This is a genomic window from Methylobacterium sp. CM6247 (genome assembly GCF_054817925.1).
In genome coordinates, this window is the sequence record NZ_JBTXKX010000003.1 from 4,233,833 (window position 1) to 4,253,751 (window position 19,919).

Annotated in this window: 18 protein-coding genes and 1 pseudogene; 11 read left to right on the forward strand and 8 right to left on the reverse strand. The window is 62.4% G+C overall.

Features of this window, described 5'->3' with window-relative positions:
- Window positions 1–60 precede the first annotated feature (60 nt).
- A pseudogene (locus ACYQOP_RS20975) lies at window positions 61–971 on the forward strand (IS3 family transposase); the annotation flags it as partial.
- 418 nt (window positions 972–1,389) lie between these two features.
- Window positions 1,390–1,635: a superinfection immunity protein gene (locus ACYQOP_RS20980; protein WP_461223803.1), complete on the forward strand. Its 246-nt coding sequence runs from the start codon at window positions 1,390–1,392 to the stop codon at window positions 1,633–1,635.
- 174 nt (window positions 1,636–1,809) lie between these two features.
- Here the strand turns inward: ACYQOP_RS20980 and ACYQOP_RS20985 are convergent, their stop codons facing one another.
- Window positions 1,810–2,055 carry a hypothetical protein gene (locus ACYQOP_RS20985; RefSeq protein WP_461223805.1) on the reverse strand — a complete coding sequence of 82 codons (246 nt, stop codon included), beginning with the start codon at window positions 2,053–2,055 and terminating at the stop codon, window positions 1,810–1,812.
- A 722-nt stretch (window positions 2,056–2,777) separates the two neighbouring features.
- On the opposite strand from ACYQOP_RS20985, the gene ACYQOP_RS20990 reads away from it, so the two are divergent.
- Window positions 2,778–2,999 carry a DUF4142 domain-containing protein gene (locus ACYQOP_RS20990; RefSeq protein ID WP_461223807.1) on the forward strand — a complete coding sequence of 74 codons (222 nt, stop codon included), beginning with the start codon at window positions 2,778–2,780 and terminating at the stop codon, window positions 2,997–2,999.
- Between the two features lie 8 nt (window positions 3,000–3,007).
- Here ACYQOP_RS20990 and ACYQOP_RS20995 read toward each other — a convergent pair whose 3' ends face one another.
- From ACYQOP_RS20995 to ACYQOP_RS21005, 3 genes are all read right to left on the reverse strand, one after another.
- Complete coding sequence (locus ACYQOP_RS20995; protein ID WP_461223809.1) at window positions 3,008–3,133, reverse strand: DUF4113 domain-containing protein; 126 nt, start codon at window positions 3,131–3,133, stop codon at window positions 3,008–3,010.
- A gap of 202 nt (window positions 3,134–3,335) precedes the next feature.
- A complete protein-coding gene (gene glf / locus ACYQOP_RS21000; protein ID WP_461223811.1) occupies window positions 3,336–4,493 on the reverse strand; it encodes a UDP-galactopyranose mutase in 1,158 nt (385 codons plus the stop codon).
- Window positions 4,494–4,541: 48 nt separating this feature from the next.
- Window positions 4,542–5,579: a glycosyltransferase gene (locus ACYQOP_RS21005; RefSeq protein WP_461225412.1), complete on the reverse strand. Its 1,038-nt coding sequence runs from the start codon at window positions 5,577–5,579 to the stop codon at window positions 4,542–4,544.
- A 429-nt stretch (window positions 5,580–6,008) separates the two neighbouring features.
- Between ACYQOP_RS21005 and ACYQOP_RS21010 the strand changes: the two genes are divergently transcribed.
- Together ACYQOP_RS21010 and ACYQOP_RS21015 are read left to right on the forward strand one after the other, a co-directional pair.
- On the forward strand, window positions 6,009–8,174 hold the full coding sequence (locus ACYQOP_RS21010) for a sugar nucleotide-binding protein (protein ID WP_461223813.1): 2,166 nt from the start codon (window positions 6,009–6,011) through the stop codon (window positions 8,172–8,174).
- A gap of 186 nt (window positions 8,175–8,360) precedes the next feature.
- The gene (locus ACYQOP_RS21015; RefSeq protein ID WP_461223815.1) at window positions 8,361–10,172 is read left to right on the forward strand and encodes an ABC transporter ATP-binding protein; all 1,812 of its coding nucleotides are present in this window, start codon (window positions 8,361–8,363) and stop codon (window positions 10,170–10,172) included.
- Between the two features lie 257 nt (window positions 10,173–10,429).
- Here the strand turns inward: ACYQOP_RS21015 and ACYQOP_RS21020 are convergent, their stop codons facing one another.
- On the reverse strand, window positions 10,430–11,665 hold the full coding sequence (locus tag ACYQOP_RS21020) for an MFS transporter (RefSeq protein ID WP_461223817.1): 1,236 nt from the start codon (window positions 11,663–11,665) through the stop codon (window positions 10,430–10,432).
- Between the two features lie 629 nt (window positions 11,666–12,294).
- On the reverse strand, window positions 12,295–13,185 hold the full coding sequence (locus tag ACYQOP_RS21025) for a phosphatidylserine decarboxylase (RefSeq protein ID WP_461223819.1): 891 nt from the start codon (window positions 13,183–13,185) through the stop codon (window positions 12,295–12,297).
- A gap of 725 nt (window positions 13,186–13,910) precedes the next feature.
- On the opposite strand from ACYQOP_RS21025, the gene ACYQOP_RS21030 reads away from it, so the two are divergent.
- Window positions 13,911–14,180, forward strand: coding sequence for a DUF6894 family protein (locus ACYQOP_RS21030; RefSeq protein ID WP_461223821.1), 270 nt, complete (start codon window positions 13,911–13,913; stop codon window positions 14,178–14,180).
- A 548-nt stretch (window positions 14,181–14,728) separates the two neighbouring features.
- On the opposite strand, the gene ACYQOP_RS21035 is transcribed toward ACYQOP_RS21030, so the two are convergent.
- On the reverse strand, window positions 14,729–16,033 hold the full coding sequence (locus tag ACYQOP_RS21035) for a cyclic nucleotide-binding domain-containing protein (protein WP_461223823.1): 1,305 nt from the start codon (window positions 16,031–16,033) through the stop codon (window positions 14,729–14,731).
- On the opposite strand from ACYQOP_RS21035, the gene ACYQOP_RS21040 reads away from it, so the two are divergent.
- From ACYQOP_RS21040 to ACYQOP_RS21050, 3 genes are all read left to right on the forward strand, one after another.
- Window positions 15,993–17,161 (forward strand): IS3 family transposase gene (locus ACYQOP_RS21040; RefSeq protein ID WP_461223825.1). Its coding sequence is split into 2 segments (ribosomal slippage): window positions 15,993–16,257 and window positions 16,257–17,161, totalling 1,170 coding nucleotides; the frame shifts between segments, so codons are not numbered across the junction. The two genes, ACYQOP_RS21035 and ACYQOP_RS21040, sit on opposite strands and share 41 nt — an antisense overlap.
- Before the next feature lie 264 nt (window positions 17,162–17,425).
- The gene (locus ACYQOP_RS21045; protein ID WP_461223827.1) at window positions 17,426–18,139 is read left to right on the forward strand and encodes a Crp/Fnr family transcriptional regulator; all 714 of its coding nucleotides are present in this window, start codon (window positions 17,426–17,428) and stop codon (window positions 18,137–18,139) included.
- A gap of 1 nt (window position 18,140) precedes the next feature.
- Complete coding sequence (locus tag ACYQOP_RS21050; RefSeq protein WP_461223829.1) at window positions 18,141–18,401, forward strand: DUF6894 family protein; 261 nt, start codon at window positions 18,141–18,143, stop codon at window positions 18,399–18,401.
- A 274-nt stretch (window positions 18,402–18,675) separates the two neighbouring features.
- Here ACYQOP_RS21050 and ACYQOP_RS21055 read toward each other — a convergent pair whose 3' ends face one another.
- Window positions 18,676–18,945 (reverse strand): hypothetical protein, encoded by a 270-nt coding sequence (locus tag ACYQOP_RS21055; protein WP_461223831.1) that lies wholly within the window; start codon window positions 18,943–18,945, stop codon window positions 18,676–18,678.
- Window positions 18,946–19,263: 318 nt separating this feature from the next.
- Between ACYQOP_RS21055 and ACYQOP_RS21060 the strand changes: the two genes are divergently transcribed.
- A complete protein-coding gene (locus tag ACYQOP_RS21060) occupies window positions 19,264–19,515 on the forward strand; it encodes a hypothetical protein (protein WP_461223833.1) in 252 nt (83 codons plus the stop codon).
- A 68-nt stretch (window positions 19,516–19,583) separates the two neighbouring features.
- Window positions 19,584–19,916, forward strand: coding sequence for a hypothetical protein (locus ACYQOP_RS21065; RefSeq protein ID WP_461223835.1), 333 nt, complete (start codon window positions 19,584–19,586; stop codon window positions 19,914–19,916).
- The last annotated feature ends 3 nt before the right edge of the window (window positions 19,917–19,919 follow it).

Sequence of the window (19,919 nt, forward strand, 5' to 3'; positions counted from 1 at the left end):
TTCTTTTCAGACTCACGGCGCAGGTGAGAATCGGCGTGGAAAAAGAACCCGGCTGACGGGCTGATCGGCGTCCAATTGGGACCCACTCTGATCTCACAGGGCCAGAGCGTTGCAGATGCAATCCGCGCGCTCGGCGTGAGTTCAGTGACGTACTACCGGTGGCGGCGTGAGTTTGGCGGCCTGAAGTCGGATCAGGTTAGACGGATGAAGGATCTGGAGACCGAGAATACCCGGCTCCGAAAGGCAATTGCGGATCTCACCCTAGATAAGCTCATCCTGCAGGAGGCATCCCGGGGAAACTTCTGAGCCCCGCGCGCCGACGCGCCTGTGTCGAACACATCATGCTGGCGATGACCATCTCCGAGCGCCGCGCCTGTCGGGCGCTCGGACAGCATCGCTCGACACAGCGCAAGGTACCGCGGGGCCGCGACGACGAAGAGGCTCTGACGGCTGATCTCGTGGCGTTGGCCGAGAAGTACGGGCGCTACGGCTACCGCAAGATCAGTGCGTTGCTGAAGGCGGCCGGGTGGTTCGTCAACGACAAGCGCGTCGAACGCATTTGGCGGCGTGAGGGTCTGAAAGTGCCGGCCAAGCAGCCCAAGCGAGGGCGGATCTGGGACAACGACGGCTCCTGCGTCCGTCTTCGCCCGGAACACCGCAATCACGTGTGGTCATACGACTTCGTCGAGGCCCGCACGCACGATGGGCGCAAGATCCGGATGCTGAACGTGGTCGACGAGTTCACGCACGAATGCCTGGCGATCCGGGTCGCACGCAAGCTCGAGGGGATCGACGTCATCGACGTGCTCTCGGACCTGTTCATCCTGCGTGGCGTACCGGGCCATATTCGTTCGGATAATGGGCCGGAGTTCGTTGCGAAGGCCGTTCAAGCTTGGATTACCGGCGTTGGAGCAAAGACGGCCTACATCACGCCAGGCTCACCGTGGGAGAATGGCTACGTCGAAAGCTTCAAAATGGCGCCCTTCCCCGGCGGGCCGAGTGGGGCGTTGCTGCCGTTGCGATACGCCTGTTCGTCATGTGGCAGTCTGCAACTCAGCCACCGGGATCCCGAGCCAATGCACAACCTAAGCTTGAAATTAGGACGATAATCTTATAATGTGCTGGTCGCTGCGATGTGTTTCGCAGCTGACCGGATGCCCCCGATGCCCCTGCCATTGCGACCCTTACCGCCACCGAAGCCTTACCGGCAGCGAGCGGGTGCATCCTCCCCCTCATACTTAACACAAGGCGGCCTCCGGGCCGCCTTCGTCGTTTCTGGAGCCCTTTGATGACCCCGAACACCTCGACCAGCATAGCCACAGCCATACCGCCCGGCGTGATCCTGTTCGGCCGCGACGAACGACACCGCCCCCACGCCTCGCGCTTTGCGTGGCCGTCTACGGCCTGCCCTCGATCATTGCCTTTCATCGGCGCCACCCCAACCGCTGGGTCATTCTGGCGGTCAACGGCCTGTTCGGCGGGACGCTCGTTGGGTGGGTGGTGGCATTGGTGTGGGTGCTTCATGCTGTGCATCGACCGGAACAGCCTGGCGCATCGCAGGGTGGGGAATCCGGGCTGAACCTGTTCTTCAACGACACTCGGCGGCCCGCCTTCGTGGCGGCCCCACTTGGATGAGGGCCACCTCGTAAGCCGGCCCATATCGACGGCCTCCGCCGTGCGCGAACTCGAACGGCTAATGGCTCTGCCCACCGCCGGCCACATCGACGAGACCGAGCACCGAATGGGAGCAGGCCAGCGGCCGGGGGTGGGCCTGAAGTCTGCTCGCGGCGAATATGCGTACCCCGGTGACTATGCCAACCCATATTCAGCGAGAAGGGCCGCCCTTTTGCCATGCATCTGCAAGGCCTTCACCTGGAGCTGACGGCTGGCATGCAGCAGCAAAGTCGCTACCTCGGATTGTCCGCCCGGCAGGGCGTAAGCGATGCCAGCGAGATCAGCGGATGCAATCTCATCGGCCTCAATCCCGCTGTCGAGCGCCTCAAGGACTCCCCGAACCATCGGTATGAGCTGGGCATAGCGAGCGTTTTTTCCCACGTTCTGCCTCCCGCTTGGCCTCGTGCGTCGCAAGTAACGAAGGCCGTCCATGTGAAGTTCGTAGGTCGAGTAAAGATCCTTTGCGGCCTGCGATAAATGGTGGAATGGATGCCCCATCGCGCAGGCTTAATCTATGTATGTGTCAAGCCAAATCGATAATTATTGCTATCTCTTGTCGGTTAATGGCGTAGCATTGATAACTTAGACAAGTTTTGACCAGGCACCTGAATCTTGAGCACGTCCGCGAGGATCAATTTCAAGCTCTTGGAGCACCTCAATCCATCGTCGCGCCTTCGTTCTTGGCATGCTCACCGCAACGGCGGCTCTAGCTGTCACCCGCACTGCTGTCGCCCAGCCTACTTCCGCAGGTGCCCTACCAATGCCGGTCTACCTCAACATGGCGACCAAGGGTGGATTGTTTCTGGAGAACACCGCGCGGGATGCTAACGATAAGACCGCGAACCCGCGCTTGAAGAAGTTCACCCGCGCTGAGGTCGTTAAGCAGGTGAGTCTCTCTCGCGAGCTGGGTCCTACTCGGAGGCGACGGTCGCTGTGGCCGCAGGCGGCACTCCGGGGCCAGGAGGCTTAATCGGAGGCCTTTTTGCAGCTCCCTTGCCGTTGCAGGAGGTGTCACTGGCGCAGCGGTTGGTGTCGCTGGTGGCGTGCTGGGTGCTCCCCCGTCCAGCCGTATAACCACGGATGAGCAGAAAGCACGGCTTCTCTTGCAGCTCTCGGGCACTCAAGCCGGCCTGCAGTACGATGCGGCATTCGTGGGCGCTTCGCTGCAAGGCCATCAAGAGGCTTATGCAATCCATAGTTCCTACGCGGAAAGCGGTGAGGACCCGCAGCTCCGCCGCATCGCTCAAGTAGCTGTCCCGCTTATTCGCCTTCACATTTCCCAGCCCACAAAGATGCAGGCGATGATGAGCGGCCAGCGCGGCTGAAGGTAGAATCATTCGATCACGTTATGGCATCGGCAGGTTTTTGCCGGGCCCTGTCGGTGCGCGCCGAAGCCGGCTGTGCCGAAAACCACCGCCCCGAGCCCCCAGCGGCGGTTGCAGGCGTCGAGAGCGTCCATTAGCGCCCCACCTCGCTCACGGTCGAGACCGACGAACAGCGCGCGCTGTAAGGCCGCCTGGGGCACAAGATCACCGATGATAAACCCTCAGCCTTCGAATATCGATAACCCGCCTTCCAAATCCGCCGCACGCCTGCCGTCGCCGCCTTGATCTGTACCAAGGTGTCGAAAACGCCCAACAAGACCCACTACTAATTCTGGCTTAGCTGGCCGTGGCGTTAGGGGCCATCGCCTCGGAGCCGCGGCTCGAGCGACCGTCCTTACGAGGCACGTTTTCCTCGATGCGACGGAACGTGGCGAGGGCCTGGCCCACGATCTGGTCCATGTTGTAGTAGCGGTAGGTCGCGAGGCGCCCGACGAACCAGACTTCACGCTCGTCTAGCGCGAGGCGCTCGTAGCGCTTGAACAGGGCTTGGTTCTCCGGGTTCGGGACCGGATAGTAAGGGTCGCCTTCCGCCTCGGGAAACTCGTAGGTGAGAGCGGTATGGGGATGAACCTGTCCGGTGAGGTGCTTGTACTCGGTGACCCGGGTGAAGTCTTCGGTCTGGGGATAGTTCACTACGCCAACGGGCTGATGCCATTCCACCTCGCGCGTGACATGCTCGAAGCGCAGACTGCGGTAGGGCAGCGGCCCGTGCCGGTAGTCGAAGTAGGCGTCGACAGGGCCGGTGAAGATCGTGCGCCGTGCCGTCCTCCCGGCGCCTAGCGCCCCATGGTCGGTGCCCACCGAGACGGTGATGTTGGGATGATCAAGCATCGCCTCGAACATGGCCGTGTAACCGTGCTTCGGCATGGCCTGGTAGGCATCTGTGAAGTAGCGGTCGTCACGGTCGAAGCGGGTCGGCACCCGCGCCGTCACGGACTTGTCGAGCTGAGAGGGGTCGAGACCCCATTGCTTGCGGGTATACCCACGGAAAAACTTTTCATAGAGTTCGCGGCCCACCGCGGAAACGACGACATCCTCCGCGGTACGGACCTCGGCGACCGGCTCTGCTCGTGCCGCGAGCCATTCCTTCAGGGAGTCGGGTGCCAGATCCAAGCCGTAGAGCCGGTTGACCGTGTCAAGGTTGATGGGGATAGGAACGCGCTGCCCGTCTACTTCGGCGAGAACCCGGTGCTCGTAGGGACGCCACTCGGTAAAGCGCGAGAGGTGGTCGAAGACCGACTTCGCGTTAGTGTGGAAGATATGCGGGCCGTAGCGGTGGATGAGCAGACCGTCATCGTTGAGGACGTCGTAGGCATTGCCCCCGACATGATCGCGCCTGTCGATCACGAGCACGCGCTCGTCGCGCTCGCGGGCCAGGCGCTCTGCGAGCACGCTACCGGCGAAGCCGGCCCCGACGATGAGCCAGTCGTACATGGGATTCTCCTGATGGGTCGGGGATGGGCCGGTCGGTCGAGGCTTGGATCAGATTGACGTGGCGAGCCGTGGCACGGGATGGGCCGGTGCGGCGAGTCCGGTACGGATCATGGCCAGCATGGCCCCCCAAGTCGTGTCCCAAGATCCCGTCGCAAGGCGCGCGTCGACGCATTCGAGCCAGGCGTTGGGAGGACGCCGCATCAGATGCTCTACGGCCGCGACCACGTCCGCCGCTGTCGAGGCGATCTCGACGAGGCCCTCCTTGCCATAAGCGTCCACTACGTCGCGCACGGGTGTGGAAACCACGGGGAGGCCTGCAGCGAGAAACTCGGGCGTCTTCGTCGGGCTGATAAACCGAGTCGACTCGTTCAGGGCAAACGGCATTAGGCCGACATCCCAGTGGGCAAGATACTCGGGCAGGTCGTCGTACAGCTTTGGCCCGAGCCAATGGATGTTGGCGCCGCGCGGTAGCAGCGCGGGGTCGACCTTCACCACCGGGCCGATCATAACGAAATGCCAGTCAGGCCGAAGGCTGGCCACCGAGGCGAGCAGGAGAGCATCGAAACGTTCGTCGATGACGCCGAAGAAGCCAAGGCGCGGACGTGGGATTTCTGTTAAGTCCGCAGGCTCTCGAGGGGCCTTCCGGGCACGCCCGAAATGGCGGACGTCAATGGAGGAAGGAAAGCAGTGGACATTGTCGTGCCGGTGCCGCTTTGCCTCATAGAGACTGGCACCGCCCGTGAACACGATCTCGGCCCGGCCGAGCAACTCAACCTCCAGCCCGAGAAGGCTCGGTGACGCGCCGCGAAAGGCGGATAGTTCGTCCATATTGTCGTAGATGGTGAGGTCGCGCGGCAGATTGCGGGTGAAGGCCATGGCCGCGGACGTGTAGTACCAGAAGATCCGGGGGCCGGGCGGAGAGACCGCCAGCCATTGGCCGATGAGCTTCTCCTGGATCGCGGCTGCCTCCTCCGGCGGGGTTCCTGGCGGGATAATCGGGGCTGCCACCCTGACGCCTGACTGAACTGTCTCGATGCGCAGGTACGGGACGGAGCAATCCTCGTAGAGCGGCTCTTCGATCACCATCACGACGAAATGTGCGGCGGCTCGTACGAGGAGGTGCTGCGGACGCTGCCAAACGAAGGCCCATCGCAGGTGTGAGAGGCACAGCAGAAGCGGCTTGGCTGACAGGTCCTTGCAAGCGGGAAATGCCGGAGTTGGCTGTGGTTCACTCGTTCCGAGAGCGGAAGTTTGTCCGACTGGCTGACTTGTTCCGCGATCCAAGGTTGCGTAACTCCTGATTGAAGATCTGCAAAAAATATAGGACCCGCCAAGATTCGGTCTCGGCAGATATCTACGACCTGCGCATTAACTTGAAGCAATACACATGCGTTTAGTTTTGGTGCTTGAAGGAATTTTCTGCCGAATAATTAGTGGACTCTAGAATGAAACTCACGCCGATGCGGAGAGTTTCCAGCAAGGGAAAGAAAGTCTAACCCTTTCCTAGGGAATGACGTGGCCTTATCACAACCGCCGCATGGCTTCCCGGATCTATGGGGTGGGTTTGAGTGTAGCACCGTCCGCCTCGGCGCCCGGTTCCGCGACCAGTTCATAGAGACGGGACATGCCAACCGCATTAGGGATCTCGATGCCGCGGCCGCCCTCGGCATTCGTACTCTGCGGTACCCCGTCCTTTGGGAGACTATTTCGCCCCTGCGCTCGGACACTTGCGAGTGGAACTGGACCGACGCGCGTCTCTCCCGATTGCGGGAACTTGGCATCCGCCCCGTCGTCGGCCTCGTGCATCATGGAAGCGGCCCCTCCTATACCAGCCTCCTCGACCCGGGCTTCGCCGAGGGCCTCGCTGTTCATGCGGGCCGCGTCGCGGCGCGCTATCCCTGGGTCACGGACTACACGCCCGTCAACGAGCCCCTGACCACGGCGCGGTTTAGCGCGCTTTATGGCCACTGGTATCCACACCGGACTAACCAGGCGGACTTCCTTCGAGCCCTTGTGAACCAATGCAAGGCCGTACTGCTCAGCATGCGCGCCATCCGCCGCGTCACGCCTGAAGCTCGCCTCATCCAAACCGAGGATATCGGCAAGACCTTCTCAGTCGCCAAGCTGGCGTATCAGGCCAATTACGAGAACGAACGTCGCTGGCTCAGCCTTGACCTTCTCGACGGGCGGGTAGGGCCATCCCATCCCTGGCATGCCCGTCTTCTCTCCATCGGCATTGCACGATCTGATCTGGACCTCCTCGCCGAGGGCGAAGGCGCCCCGGATCTGATCGGGGTCAACCATTATCTCACAAGCGAGCGTTACCTCGATACCAACGCTATGGCCTATCCAAGCAGCTTGCGAGGTGGAAACGGACGTCACCGCTACGCCGATGCAGAAGCCGTCCGCATTGACCTGCTGGCCGGGACGACCGGTCCGGAGGCGCGCCTTGCCGAGGTTTGGCATCGCTACCGGCGTCCGCTGGCAGTCACGGAGGCCCACCATGGCTGCACCCGTGACGAGCAGCTGCGATGGCTGCAAGAGGTTTGGGAGGCAGCATGCAATCTTCGGCGCGCCGGCTGCCCTGTTGAAGCTGTCACGGTGTGGGCGCTGCTTGGCGCCGTGGACTGGAACTCCCTGTTGGTGAACCGACATGGGTTCTACGAGCCAGGCGCATTCGACACCCGCTCCCAGCCGCCCCGCCTGACCGCGTTGGGCCGCGCTGCGAGCGACCTCGCGATTCAGGGGCACTTCGAGCACCCCGTCCTGCAACGTCCCGGTTGGTGGCGCCGGCTCGGGCGGCACTACCAGCCTTCCCTGTACCAGAGCCCGCCCCAGGAGCCCGGGCGGCCCCTCGTCGTCCTTGGGGCGCAGGGCCCGTTCACGGACGAAGTCCTGCGCGTTTGCGCGTGGCGAGGCCTCGACACCCTGCACATCCCTTGCGTCATGGATGTTGGCGACACCCTTACATTTAGTGCGGGCCGTAGGCCCTGGGCCGTGCTGGACGCCTCGACTCTCGAACTGTCTGCAAAGGCCGTCCGCTATCCGGGCGCCACCCTCTGGACCGATCCTTACGCGGCGCAGGCCGTCGCCGCCGCTTGCGCCGCCGGCAACCTGCCGCTCCTCGGGTTCACCTCGAATCTCGTCTTCGACGGCAGCACGGGACCCGTCCATGCCGAGGATGCCCACTCGGTTCCGCTCAGCCTGTTCGGTACGAGCCAAGCGCAGGCCGAGGGCTTGGTGGCGAAGGCCCACCCCGCGGCGCTCCAGATCCGCACCGGCTGCCTCATGGCTGCATCGGAGACGCTCAGCCTGCCATCGACCCTGCACGCAGCCTTCGTGGCTGGTGAGTTCCTACCCACCCTACCATCGAACGTTACTTCGCTGAGTTACGTGCCGGACTTGATCCACGCTGCCCTCGACCTCCTGATCGACGGCGAAAGGGGGATCTGGCACCTCGCCAACCAGGGAGAGACCACATGGACCGGCCTCGCCGACCGCATGGCGGCAACCATGGGCGTTGCATGTCCGCCGTTGACGCGGCTGTGCGGGGGCGCAACCAACACGGCCCTTACGAGCGTCCGCGGGCTCATGATGCCGTCGCTCGACAGCGCCATCGACCGCTTCGTTCGAGACCGCCTAGCCTTCAAGGACCAGACACGGGGGCAGGCTGCGGAATGATAGTCCACGCATGGAGGAAACCCTCCGGTGAAAGAGCAGCCATCTTTCCTTCTAGGAAGCGCCATTCTCGACGGCTTCGAGTAGCCGACCAGAGTGGTCGCCGCACAGTGAACTCCGACTTGGTCGAGGAAATCGCGCGGCAGGCCCCTATCCTCGTGCTCGGTCGCCAAGAGGAGTTTCAACGAGATGCCATTTGAGACGCCCCCCTCCGCCGCAGAGAGCGTGGCGCTGCCTGAGCACCTGCGCCTTCCCAGCCGGTTCATGCTGCACCATGTCCTGCGCTGGCGCTGGCATTTCGGCACGCTCTTCGCGCTGATTGTCCTGGCCGCTGCCTGTGGGGTGGCGCAGCAATACGTCATGAAGCTCCTGGTCGATGGCATGGTCGGGCCGCGCGAACTGTCAGGGTGGGTGACCCTATCCCTCGCGTTCTTCCTCGGCCTTATTGCAGCGGAGTCGATCTTCCACCGCCTGACGGGATGGCTGACGTGCAAGACCACCGTCGGGATCGGGGTTGAGTTACGCCTCGAACTCTTCGACTGCCTCAGCGGGCAGGCAATGCGCTACTTTGCCGAGAACCTCGCGGGCTCGCTGGGACAGCGTATAACCGCGACCGCGGGTAATTTCGGTGCCCTGATCAACACGCTCGTTTGGCGTATCATCCCGCCGCTCGTGGATCTTCTCGGCGCCATCGTCATCTTCGCGGGTGTCAACGCTGGTATGTCGGCGGTTCTCCTCGCCTTCGTCGTCTTCGTCACCGCCGTGCAGATATGGTTCGGTGAGCGTGGCCGTCCCCGCCATCGTGCCTATTCCGGTGAAGCGGCCCTCGCTGCGGGCGACTTGATCGACGGCATTGCCAACATGTGGACGATCAAGGCCTTTTCAGCCCGTCGCCGGGAATACGAAAGACTCGATACCCTGTTCCGCCGCGAGGCGATGCGCCAGCAGGGAAGCTGGATGTACCTGGAGAAGGCACGCATGCTCCACGATGGGGCTCTCTGGGTTATGGCAGCCGCCCTTCTGAGCTGGGTCCTGATCCTCTGGAGCGAGGGCAAGGCCAGCCCCGGCGATGTGGTGGTGGTATCCGGGCTGACCTTGCGTGTCCTTCACAGCTCAAAAGACATGGCCCTCTCGCTTGTCGACCTCGCTCAACAATTCGGCTTCATTGAGGAGACGCTCTCGGTCATCGCCAAGCCCCGCCTGGTGCAAGACCTGCCGGATGCGCCGAGCCTTTCCCTTCACCGCGGTGAGATCGAGTTCCGGAATGTCAACTTCGGCTACGGGCCCCACAACAAAACGCTCGACGGGTTCAGCCTGAAGATCCCACCCGGGCAAAAGGTCGGCATCGTCGGCCCCTCGGGGGCGGGCAAGTCCACGGTAGTCCACCTGATCCAGCGCCTCTACGACCCGGATGGCGGCACCATCCTGATCGACGGACAGGGTATCGAGACTGTCACTCAGGACTCTCTCCGCGACGCGCTGGCTGTGGTTCCCCAGGAAATCAGCCTGCTTCATCGTTCGGTGATGGAGAACATCCGTTTCGCGCGCCCGGATGCCTCCGATGGGGAAGTCTATGCGGCCGCCCATGCTGCCGCCTGCGACCGCTTCATTCGCCGCCTTCCCCAGGGCTACGACACCGTTGTGGGAGAACGGGGCGCCAAGCTCTCCGGGGGGCAGCGCCAGCGCATCGGCATCGCCCGCGCCTTCCTAAAAGACTCGCAAGTCATCATCTTTGACGAGGCGACCTCGGCTCTCGACACCGAGTCAGAGATGGAGATCCAGGATAACCTCGTACGGCTCATGCGCGAGCGCACGGTAATCTCTGTCGCGCATCGCCTGTCCACGCTCGCTACTTTCGACCGCATCCTCGTGGTTGAGGACGGCCGGATCGTTGAGGACGGAAAGGCCGCCGACCTTCGCCGTGCCGGCGGGCTGTTTGACCGGATGTGGCGCCTTCAGGCCGAGGGGCTGTCGAGCGACGGAGTTCAGGATGCGGCCTAAACGGGCAGCTCGTTAGGCAGCCTCGAAATGTCGATCTGCCCATGGCCGAAGTCGCCCCAGCGCAGCCTATCGCTAGCTTAGGCGCCGACGTCTTCCCGCGATTGCCTATCCGCTACGAACGACGCGCCAATATCTACTAAGCCTTTACCACTCCCGCCGCCAGCCTCATCACCCGCAACCAGATCAGCCGGTTCTGTTAGTCGCTTTCTAATCCAGCCGTCACGTTAGGGCATTATGATCGTACCTTAGGTAGCAGCTCAGCCTATGGTTCGGCGGCCCGTGGCCACCGCGCTGGCGGTTCGGGTTTCCGGCATGAACAGCCAGAACAGCACAGCGCCGAGTCCGGCTACTGCGGCAAGAGCGAGGAAGACGGCATTGTACCCCGCCCAGACCACCAATGCGCCGGTGAGCGCCATACTTATCGCGCCACCGATCCCGTGCACCGTGCCGACCACGCCCTGAGCAGCCGCAAAGTGTCCACTCCCTCGTGTGAGGTCGGCAACTACAACTGGGAACAAGGCCCCGATCAGCCCCGCACCGACGCCATCGAGCAGTTGCACCGCAATCAGCCACGCCGTGTTGTCGGAAAAGGTGTAGAGAGCTCCACGCAGCGCGAGTGCCACGAAGGCGGCCAGCAGCAACGGCTTGCGCCCCCACACGTCTGCCCGAGCACCCGCGAGTGACGCTACGGGAACCATCACCGACTGCGCCGCGATGGCGGATGCCGCCGTCAAGGCGATGCCCTGGCCGACGTTCTGCAAAGCGAGTTTCTGTGAGACCAGTCCCAGCATGGACGCGTTCGCGAGATGGAACAGGGCCCCGCATGCCGCAAACACCATAAGAGGCCGGGAACCTAACAGTAGGCTCCAGGCCGACAGTTTCGCCCCGTGCACTGCCTCACCGGGCAGAAGGCCTCGAGCAACATCTTGGTCAATTGAGCGCGAGGGGACAGCCGCAGCGGCCGCTACGGTGGCTATCGCCGAAAATCCCATCGTCCAGAACAGGACCGAAGTGCCGAGGAAGGGCGCAGCGAGCAAAATCACCAAGCTGATTGAGCCGTCGCCAAGGTGGAACACGGCCTCGTTCCGCCCGGCCCGCCGGGCAAAGCGCGCGGGTCCGACGGTGCCGAGCGAGATGGCGGCAAGGGTCGGCCCGATCATGACGGCCGCCAGCGCCCCGACGAGGCCCGCTACTGCGACCGACCAGAACTGGGGCGCCAGCGGAATCACGAGGCAGGTTGCGGTCGCCACCACGACCGCGAGCGCGACTAGCGCGCGTTTTGCCCTTACTGCATCGACAAGTGCGCCCAATGGCGCCTGCGACACGAGACCGGTCAGGGCACCAACAGAGAGCGCCGCGCCGATGCTCGCCGCATCCCAGCCGTGCTCGGTCATCAGATAAACGCCCAGGTACGCGCCGAGCCCGTATCGGGCGTCGGAGGCGAAAAAGCTCAGGGCGTCCAACGCGCGCTCGGCGCGCTGCTGCAGCTCCATGCAACGGCTCCCGGCGCGGTAAGCTCGGCAAGCTGCTCAACTAGTGTGGCCGCGCCTCGTTTCAAGATTTGGATGCGGCGAAACAAGTCTGCTAATAGGTCCCCGCTCCTGTTGCAGGCGCGCGGCGCGTGAACGGCAACGCAGCGTGGGGCCTAGTCGCGGTCACCGTTTGCGTGGCCGTCTACGGCGTGCTGTCGTTCATCGCGTTCCATCGGCGCCGTCCCAATCGCTGGGTCCTCCTGGCAGTCAACGGCCTGTTCGGCGGGACTCTCGGTGGGGGGCATCGGTCTGGGCGCTCGATGCGGTGCATTGGCCGGATCAACCCAGCGCCTTGCAGGGCGCTAAGTCGGGGCTGAACCTGTTCGTGAACGACACCCATTGGGTGGCGCACGTGGCGGCCGCTCCGCCGGCTAAGCGGGACTGGGACGTCAGACCCGCGCTGCTCCCGCGAGTCCAATGACGCCTTTGCACTGGGAATTCACTTGTCGAAAATCCCGCGCTTCGCGTTGTCCTGTCTGAGCGGGCGCGAAACAGCTCACGAAGCCTGCCTGCTCACCCGTTCCTTCCATCAACGTCACGCCGGACCGGGGCCAACGCGGTCGTTTAGACCTTCGGCTCAATCCATCAGGCTATGAGACCCTGGCGACTGACTCGCCCAGACGCACGATGGTCTCCATGCCCGCCGGGGTATGCTCCAGGATGTCGTCAGATGGCTGCCACGCGCCCGGCTCGCCGAAGATCGCCACCGCCGAGCCGCCGAACTTGAACACCCCTTTCTGGGCGCCGCGCTTGAAAGGCTGATCGAGCGGGTGGTGCTGCACGATGCGGCCGACAGTAAGCGCGCCGAACTCGACGAAGCCGAGCCGTCCGAAGTGTTCTGTCTCTAGGATGTTCACTTGGCGCTCGTTGCGAACGTAGATGTCTGGCTTGTTCTGCAGCGCCGGCCAAGTCACGGTCCAGAGGCTGCGTCCGAGCCGCTGGTGATCCACGGTACGGCCATCGTCGGGATAGTGCACGTGGTGATAATCAACAGGTGAGAGCCGCATCAGGATGACAGGTCCACCGAGGAATGGCTTGGCACGCTCGGCGCTGCCGAGGATGTCCTCAGCTGCGAGCGACTGCCCCTTGATTGGGAAGCGTTGCTCGGGATTGAAGCGCTTCCAGCCGAAGTAGCGCGCCTCGGCTGGTGCGCCCATCTGGGCTGGATCGTCGGGGAAGCGCCGCACGCCCGGCCGAAACTCGCGAACGAAGAAGTCAGCGAAGGAGCGATACTTACGCGGCTCGAACTCACTCATGTCAATGTTGTACTCACGCGCAAAAGGCTCGATCTGGCGGGCAGTCCAGGGCGCGTCTTGATAGAGTGCGTAGAGCCTGTCGTAGAGCGGGGTCGATTGCAGCCACTGCAAGGGCGAGCGTCTCGGACGGGTCTCGTAGGTGGCTTGGTGGTCAGGCATCCACTCCTCGACCGACTTGCCCTTGTCGCGGTCCCACAGCTTCAGCGGCTTTGGATCGGCAGCCATCATGTCTCCCGTTGCCCAGGGCACACACGCGGCCCGGGTACTTGGGACCTACAACCAAGCTTTCGGAAGACTGTTCCTCATGGGCGAATGGGACGTTCCGCATGCCCACGAATGGCATTATGCAGAACTACGTCTGGCACACCCAGGGCGCCGAATGCCAAGCCATTCGTCACAGAGGCGGTGTTGGTTGGACTTCGCACCATGGCCCTGGCCGGTGGAACGTCCTGTGAGACGAGGCATTCTCCGCTCATCTCCATAATCGCCACCCACGTCGATGAGATTAGCGAATGCACAATCACATCAAGCCCGACCGTTGCATTTGGCCTTCTGTGTCAAAGCAACCTAGCTATGCTCCAGCTTCCAGCAACAATAACAGCCGAATGAAGGCTGCGCTTGAGCGCCAGATGGGTCAGGAGCCCCTAGGTCGTTTGAGCACGCTTGGTAAGTCTGTTCCACCCACGACCGATTTTGAAGGTTTCGGCTCGTTCTCCGGTTAGGGGAACGCCCGGCAACGAGAGCGTGACGCTGCCCGCGGAGTTATGTGTGGGCATTACGTGGGAGTCTGAGGATCATAAAGCCTAATCTAAGGTTCGGTCGCCCGGGACACTCATATGGGCCATGGTTACGCACGCTCCGTTGACGAGCCCCTCCAAGGCTGGCCTTGTATAAGTTAGGACCATCGTTGCATCCTCCGAGAGCCTCCGGCGAACCGAAGGAGACAGACCATGCCCCGGTACTTTTTCAACGTCCGCTCCAAGGAGGGGCTGCGCCAGGTACCCGAGGGTGACGAATACCCCGATCTCGAAGCGGTCTGGCACGACCTAGTCATCAGCGCCAAGCAAGTCGTCTCCGAAGCGCTCAGAGCCGGGGCTCCGTTCAGCGAGGCCATCCAGAAATCCTTCGAGGTCACTGATGACACCGGCGCTACCGTCCTGACCATGCCGTTCGCTGTGGCCGTCGAGATCGACACCCGGGCTCACACCCAGACTGGATGAAAGCACCAGATCTTGACGGGCGAGGCCAACAGGATCGCAGCAAGCCAGGGGGAGCAGAACCGCTCCGTGAATCGGCCCGAGGGGCTGACCGCCGATGAGGGTCTCCAGGACGGACCCGCCGGCCAGGAGGAGCAGGAAGGTCCGATGACGACTCTGGGCAGCCCCTAGAAAGGTCCGCTTCCAGGCCACCTGCCGGGACAGAGAATCCGACTGGAACGGGTGCAGGCTGGGTGAAGACGCCGCCTCGTTCTGAAAACGTAGAATAATCCTCTCCGTGACAGGCATTCCAAGTTGCCAGACCACCGTTCTGATGCCGGTGGGATGCCGGTTCCGGCGCTACTAAGGTGTTCGAAAGGAAATCCTTCTATCGATTCCGCTTTTCCACACAGCCTCGGTGGGGAGCGGACCCTGGCCTTTCGCCCCGAAGCGAACGTTTCGCCCCCAACCCTACCTCGCGGTAACAGACGTTTCTCATCGTGCCCGGGAGCGGACGTTCGCGGAGCCTTGTGAATCCTCGATGGCAACTCGTGCCATTTGACGGGCGGGCATCACGCAGCGGAGCGGCGTCCCAGGTGGAGATAGTTCGGTTTGAACGAGGCCATTTTCGTCAATCGCGGAAGATCCAGAACCGTCAGGCGGCCGCCCTTGAATGTGATCAGCTCCTGCTGTCGCATCGCCTGCAATGGGCGGTTCACGTGAACCGTCGTCATCCCGGTTGTATTACCCAGATTGGCCTGCGTCAGCGGTAGGGTGCAGCTGTCCTCGACGGCATGTCCAACTGCCTTCAGGCGCGTCAGAAGCTCGCAAAACAGATGCGCCATTCGTGACAGAGCGGAACGGCAACCGACGTTGACGAGCCATTCTCGCAATGTCGCCTCGTCCACGAGCGTAGACATGCGCAGAGCCCGGGCGATGCCGGGGTGTTCCCGCATCAGCTCCGCGATTGTCTCAGGCGTGATGTGAACGATCCGGCATGACGAGACGGTGGTGAGGGTGTGATCCATCCTGTCTAGCAGAGCCACATCGAGGCCGCAGAAATCGCCCGGCAGCAGGTAGGCCATGATCGGGCTCTGACCGTTCGATTGGTGCTTCTGGCGGCAGACGAAGCCCTCCATGACGAGGAACACACCATCGGGTTTGTCGCCCTCACGCACGAGAGTGGTATGCGCGGGAACGGTGCGGGGTTTCGCACTGATCTGCTTCAGCACCGCCCGCTCAGCGTCCGACAAGGTGGTAAGGCTCTCCAACTTGCGAACGAAGGGATTGCCGCCTACCGGCGTAAGCGGTTGTTCGAGAGTGATTTGCGGGCGGCTCGCTGGTGCAATCGTCGCCACAGGGGACGAGAGGGACATCTGATCACACATCGCCACCACATCCTCGGACATGGCCGGTTTGCTCAGCCAGGGCACGTCTTGGCAGTCAGGGACGAACGATCTATCCGGCCGGCAAGCCGAGTGGACGAGGAAGGGAATTCCCTGCTGGCGTAGCTCGCGAACCAATTCAGTACAGGCCCCATCCTTCAGCACGACGTCGGTGATCGCCAGTGTCGGCGTCTCGCGCATGAGGCTGGACAGCGCCTCGGCTCCCGTCGCAAAGGGCCCGAGCACACGGTAGCCCTTCTCTTCCAGCGTGTCGCTGAGGTCCATAGCGACCAAAGCATCAGCCTCAGCAAGCAGGACGACGGGATGCACATCCAACGAGTTCATGCACGGCTCCGCTTCGCTGAGCCTGATGCGAAATTCGCTGGTGGCCTGCCCCCTGAAAAGTGGTCCTCCCTGAGGTATGGCTGTGAGCCATGTGGAGGATGTCATCATGGGACGGAAGAAGCATACGGCTGAAGAGATTGTTGCCAAGCTGCGCCAAGTGGATGTTCTGGTCTCGCAGGGTCGCAAGGTTGCCGAAGCAATCCGGTCCATCGAGGTAACAGAGGTTACGTATTACCGTTGGCGCTCTGAGTACGGCGGCCTGAAGGGTGACCAGGTCAAACGGCTGAGGTCCCTGGAGACGGAGAACCAACGGCTTCGTCGGGCGATCTCCGACCTGACCTTGGAGAAGCTGATCCTCAAGGAGGCGGCATCGGGAAACTTCTGAGCCCGGCTCGCCGCCGGGCTTGTGTCGACTACGTCGTTGCTGAGCATGGCGTGTCGCAACGCTTTGCCTGCCGTGTCCTGGGACAGCATCGTTCGACCCAGCGCAAGTGTGCTGTGATGGTCGAGGACGAGGCCACTCTGACAGCCGCCATCATCGCCCTGGCTCTGCAGTATGGGCGCTACGGCTACCGTCGGATCACGGCTTTGCTCCGGCGTGACGGCTGGACGGTAAATGTGAAGCGGGTCGAACGGATCTGGCGACGAGAGGGGCTCAAGGTCCCGGCTCGGCAACCGAAGCGAGCGCGTCTCTGGCTCAACGACGGTTCCTGTCTGCGACTACGGCCGAAGCACCCCGACCACATCTGGTCCTACGACTTCGTCGAGCACCGCACGCACAACGGGCGCAAGTACCGAATGCTAAATGTGATCGACGAGTTCACCCGCGAGTGCTTGGCAATCCGGGTCGCTCGTAAGCTCAAGGCGCTGGACGTGATCGACGTGCTCTCAGACCTGTTCAGTCTTCGCGGGGTGCCCGGTCACATCCGCTCGGACAACGGGCCGGAGTTCATCGCCAAGGCTGTTCAGGACTGGATCGCGGCGGTTGGATCAGTGACCGCCTACATCGAGCCGGGCAGTCCATGGGAGAACGGGTACTGCGAGAGCTTCAACGCGAAGCTCCGCGACGAACTCCTCAACGGCGAGGTGTTCTACACCCTCAAGGAAGCCAGTGTCGTCATCGAGCAGTGGCGGAAAGACTACAATACTATCCGACCGCACTCCTCGCTGGGCTACCAGCCACCTGCACCGGAGGTCGTTATCTGGCCAACGGAACCAAGTGGCTCAGCGCCGCTCGCTCACCCCGCCATCGTCACGCGACCGACGATGCACTAACTTCGAACTTGGGCCACCGCATGGGGGCAGGCCACTGGCGCATGACGCAATTACCTCATGGCATAGCGGCTAATAATCATCCGCAAAAGATATCGACTCACTTCGGTGTGATTCTAAACATGCTGCAGGCGTTAAATTATGCGGAATATATATTATATGAAACAATCACCGCTTACTGTCATACTATTGACATCGCTTGTAAACCGTCAGGGCGCAGGTGCTTGAGAGACCGCAAGTGCTCTTGCCCCAGCGGGGAGCAGAGCCGTGTCGCAGCCTCAACAATCCGTTGTTCAAAACCTCTTGCTGAAACGCCTCTCACCCGACGATTTCGCACTGCTCCAGCCGAACTTTCAGCCATTGCGGACTACGCTGCACCAGACGCTGATCTGGCCGCATGACTCGGTCACGCATCTGTTGTTCCCGGAAAGTGGCTACGTCTCTATCATAGGAGAGAACGCAGGCGGCAAGATCGAGGTCGGCATGATCGGACGCGAAGGGCTCGTCGGAGCCTCGGTCGTCCTACATGACGCTGGCACTACGCCTTATCAGGAGTTCGTGCAGTGCCCAGGTGAGATGCTCGTCATCGAAGCAGGCGCCTTCTGTTGCGCTGTAGACCACAGCCCGACCTTGCGCAGACTGATGCTCCGCTACGTCCAGACCAAGCTGATCCAGGCCCGACAGATCGCCTTCGTCAACGCCGCCTACCACATGGACGTGCGTCTCGCCCGCTGGCTGCTGATGTGCCACGACCGCGCGGATAGCGACGAAATCCCAGTGACCCACGAGTTCATCGCGCTGATGCTCGGCGTCCAGCGCGCGGGTGCGACGATCACAGTGCAAACGCTGGAAGGCACCGGCACTATCAAGGCAAAGCGTGGGCGCATCACGATATGTGATCGGGAGGGGCTGGTTGCTCTTGCAGACGGCAGCTACGGCACGGCAGAGGCGGGGTATGCCCGCCTGATCGAGGGGGCATGAGATGCCTCGCTACGACTTCAACCTTCGGCACCGCCCAGGACCCGCTGGGCTGGCGGTAGACCAAGAAGGCGAAGAACTTGCGGGACTCGAAGCCGGGCGTGAGCGCGCTTTGATCATGGCGCGCGATCTGGTCGCGAGAGGCCGCATCAGTCTCATCCGCGACTGGTTCGTCTGCTCGTTCGAGATTGAGAACGAGGATGCCGAGCGGGTCCTAACGGTGCCGTTTAGCGCCACCGTGCCGGATGATGAAAATTGGGGCTGAGAGGCGCTGCGACATTCCAATAGGGATTGTGTCAGTGGAACGTTCCAGAGGCGGCTGCGCAGAATGTAAAGAAAACGACGGTTTCCCTGACGCTCGAATGTGTCCGGAAAGTTGGTCTGAAGATCAAAGATTGGGGGCTGAACGCTGGAAGGCTCTGCTGATCCAGAGCCTTCTATGAATTGTGAGTGGCAGGCCCTTCAGCTTGGGCCTGCCCATCCCCCCACATGAGATCGCGAGGGGCTTGCCGCAAACTGGGCGCGGCGGATTGCTTGCCTCAACGGTCGCGGCGCTCGCGCACGGTGGTCGTCTCCTCACGCCGCTCAAGGCGGTCCTCACGCCAGTCGGGATCGACGCCGAGCACGCCGCCGACAGTCCCAGTTGCAGCACCAACCGCTCCACCCACCACGCCGCCGACTGGCCCAGCCGCGCGGTTGCCGTCTTCAGCACCACGTTCCGCACCGCGTACGGTGCCCTGCGCTTGCGCAGTAGCTGCCAGCGAGACGGAAGACAGAGCAAGGGTCGCTGCAAGTAGCAAGTGTTTCATCGTCGGATCTCCGATTGCGTGCTCTGTTAACGGTTGAGAATTCAAAAAGTACCATCCGAGGAGGGCAGCGGCCTTGGCGTTGTTCAACAAGGGCGGAGAGCAGATCCAGCCGTGATTATGGAGCGTGCTATGTGGTTCTCGCCTCACCCCTTCGCATAAGTGGCTGTGGTCTCATCAGGACGGCAGAGCTGCCATGGTTTGAATGCAAGGTCGAACGGAAGCGAGATGGGAGTTCAGGCTCGCGTACGTGAACTCTGGTGCGGTCTGACGAGTGCCTCAATGAAGTTGCGCACTTCGGTCAGCCTCTAGTCCTTTTCTGTGACCTGCTCGTCCAGCCCCAGCGCCCTCGTCGTCTCATTGGAGAACGCGACGGCCCCGAGCCCGGCCGCCACCGCCTTTCACAAGGCCATCCGCAGGAAGGGCGACGAGCTCGCCCAGATCGGCGGCATTAGGGTTTTGGACTACGCGCTGGCCTTCATCCGCGATCAGGCCCCGAGCCCGACCACGGCCGACCATCGAGAGGTAATCCTGACGGAGGCGTGGACTGACCTCGCGGGGTGGCGCTCATGACATCAGACCAGAACCAGGTTGATCTATCCTCAGCCTCAGACGGTCGGCACCCTCAGGAGATCGCTCGCATGACCACTGTCCGGAATCGCCGTACCGAGTTCGCCCGCCTGGAGCGGGAGGCTGCAGCTCTCCCTGAGCACGGTCCTGTCGCCGACCTCGTAGCCGAGATCCACGCCGAGCTATCCCGTCTCGTCCTCGCTGAGAGTGGAGCGCATGAGACTCGGCCCTTCCTGAAAAACTTCGGCCGCCGCGCCTATGACCTTATGGGTTCTGTCGATGGGATGCGGGTCATCTGCCATAAGGTGGCTGGCCTGGACCCGCGCAACGCCGAGGTGCGCCGCGACATGCTCGACAAGGGGTGGGACGGCGTCGGCGGCGAGCACGACGTCTGGACCGCATGAGCC

Coding starts and splice junctions, on each gene's coding strand:
- ACYQOP_RS21015 (WP_461223815.1), top strand. CDS start 8,361: ATGCCATTTGAGACGCCCCCCTCCGCCGCAGAGAGCGTGGCGCTGCCT.
- ACYQOP_RS21050 (WP_461223829.1), top strand. CDS start 18,141: ATGCCTCGCTACGACTTCAACCTTCGGCACCGCCCAGGACCCGCTGGG.
- ACYQOP_RS21065 (WP_461223835.1), top strand. CDS start 19,584: ATGACCACTGTCCGGAATCGCCGTACCGAGTTCGCCCGCCTGGAGCGG.
- ACYQOP_RS21030 (WP_461223821.1), top strand. CDS start 13,911: ATGCCCCGGTACTTTTTCAACGTCCGCTCCAAGGAGGGGCTGCGCCAG.
- glf (WP_461223811.1), bottom strand. CDS start 4,493: ATGTACGACTGGCTCATCGTCGGGGCCGGCTTCGCCGGTAGCGTGCTC.
- ACYQOP_RS21005 (WP_461225412.1), bottom strand. CDS start 5,579: ATGGTGATCGAAGAGCCGCTCTACGAGGATTGCTCCGTCCCGTACCTG.
- ACYQOP_RS21025 (WP_461223819.1), bottom strand. CDS start 13,185: ATGGCTGCCGATCCAAAGCCGCTGAAGCTGTGGGACCGCGACAAGGGC.
- ACYQOP_RS20995 (WP_461223809.1), bottom strand. CDS start 3,133: ATGGACGCTCTCGACGCCTGCAACCGCCGCTGGGGGCTCGGGGCGGTG.
- ACYQOP_RS21055 (WP_461223831.1), bottom strand. CDS start 18,945: ATGAAACACTTGCTACTTGCAGCGACCCTTGCTCTGTCTTCCGTCTCG.
- ACYQOP_RS21020 (WP_461223817.1), bottom strand. CDS start 11,665: ATGGAGCTGCAGCAGCGCGCCGAGCGCGCGTTGGACGCCCTGAGCTTT.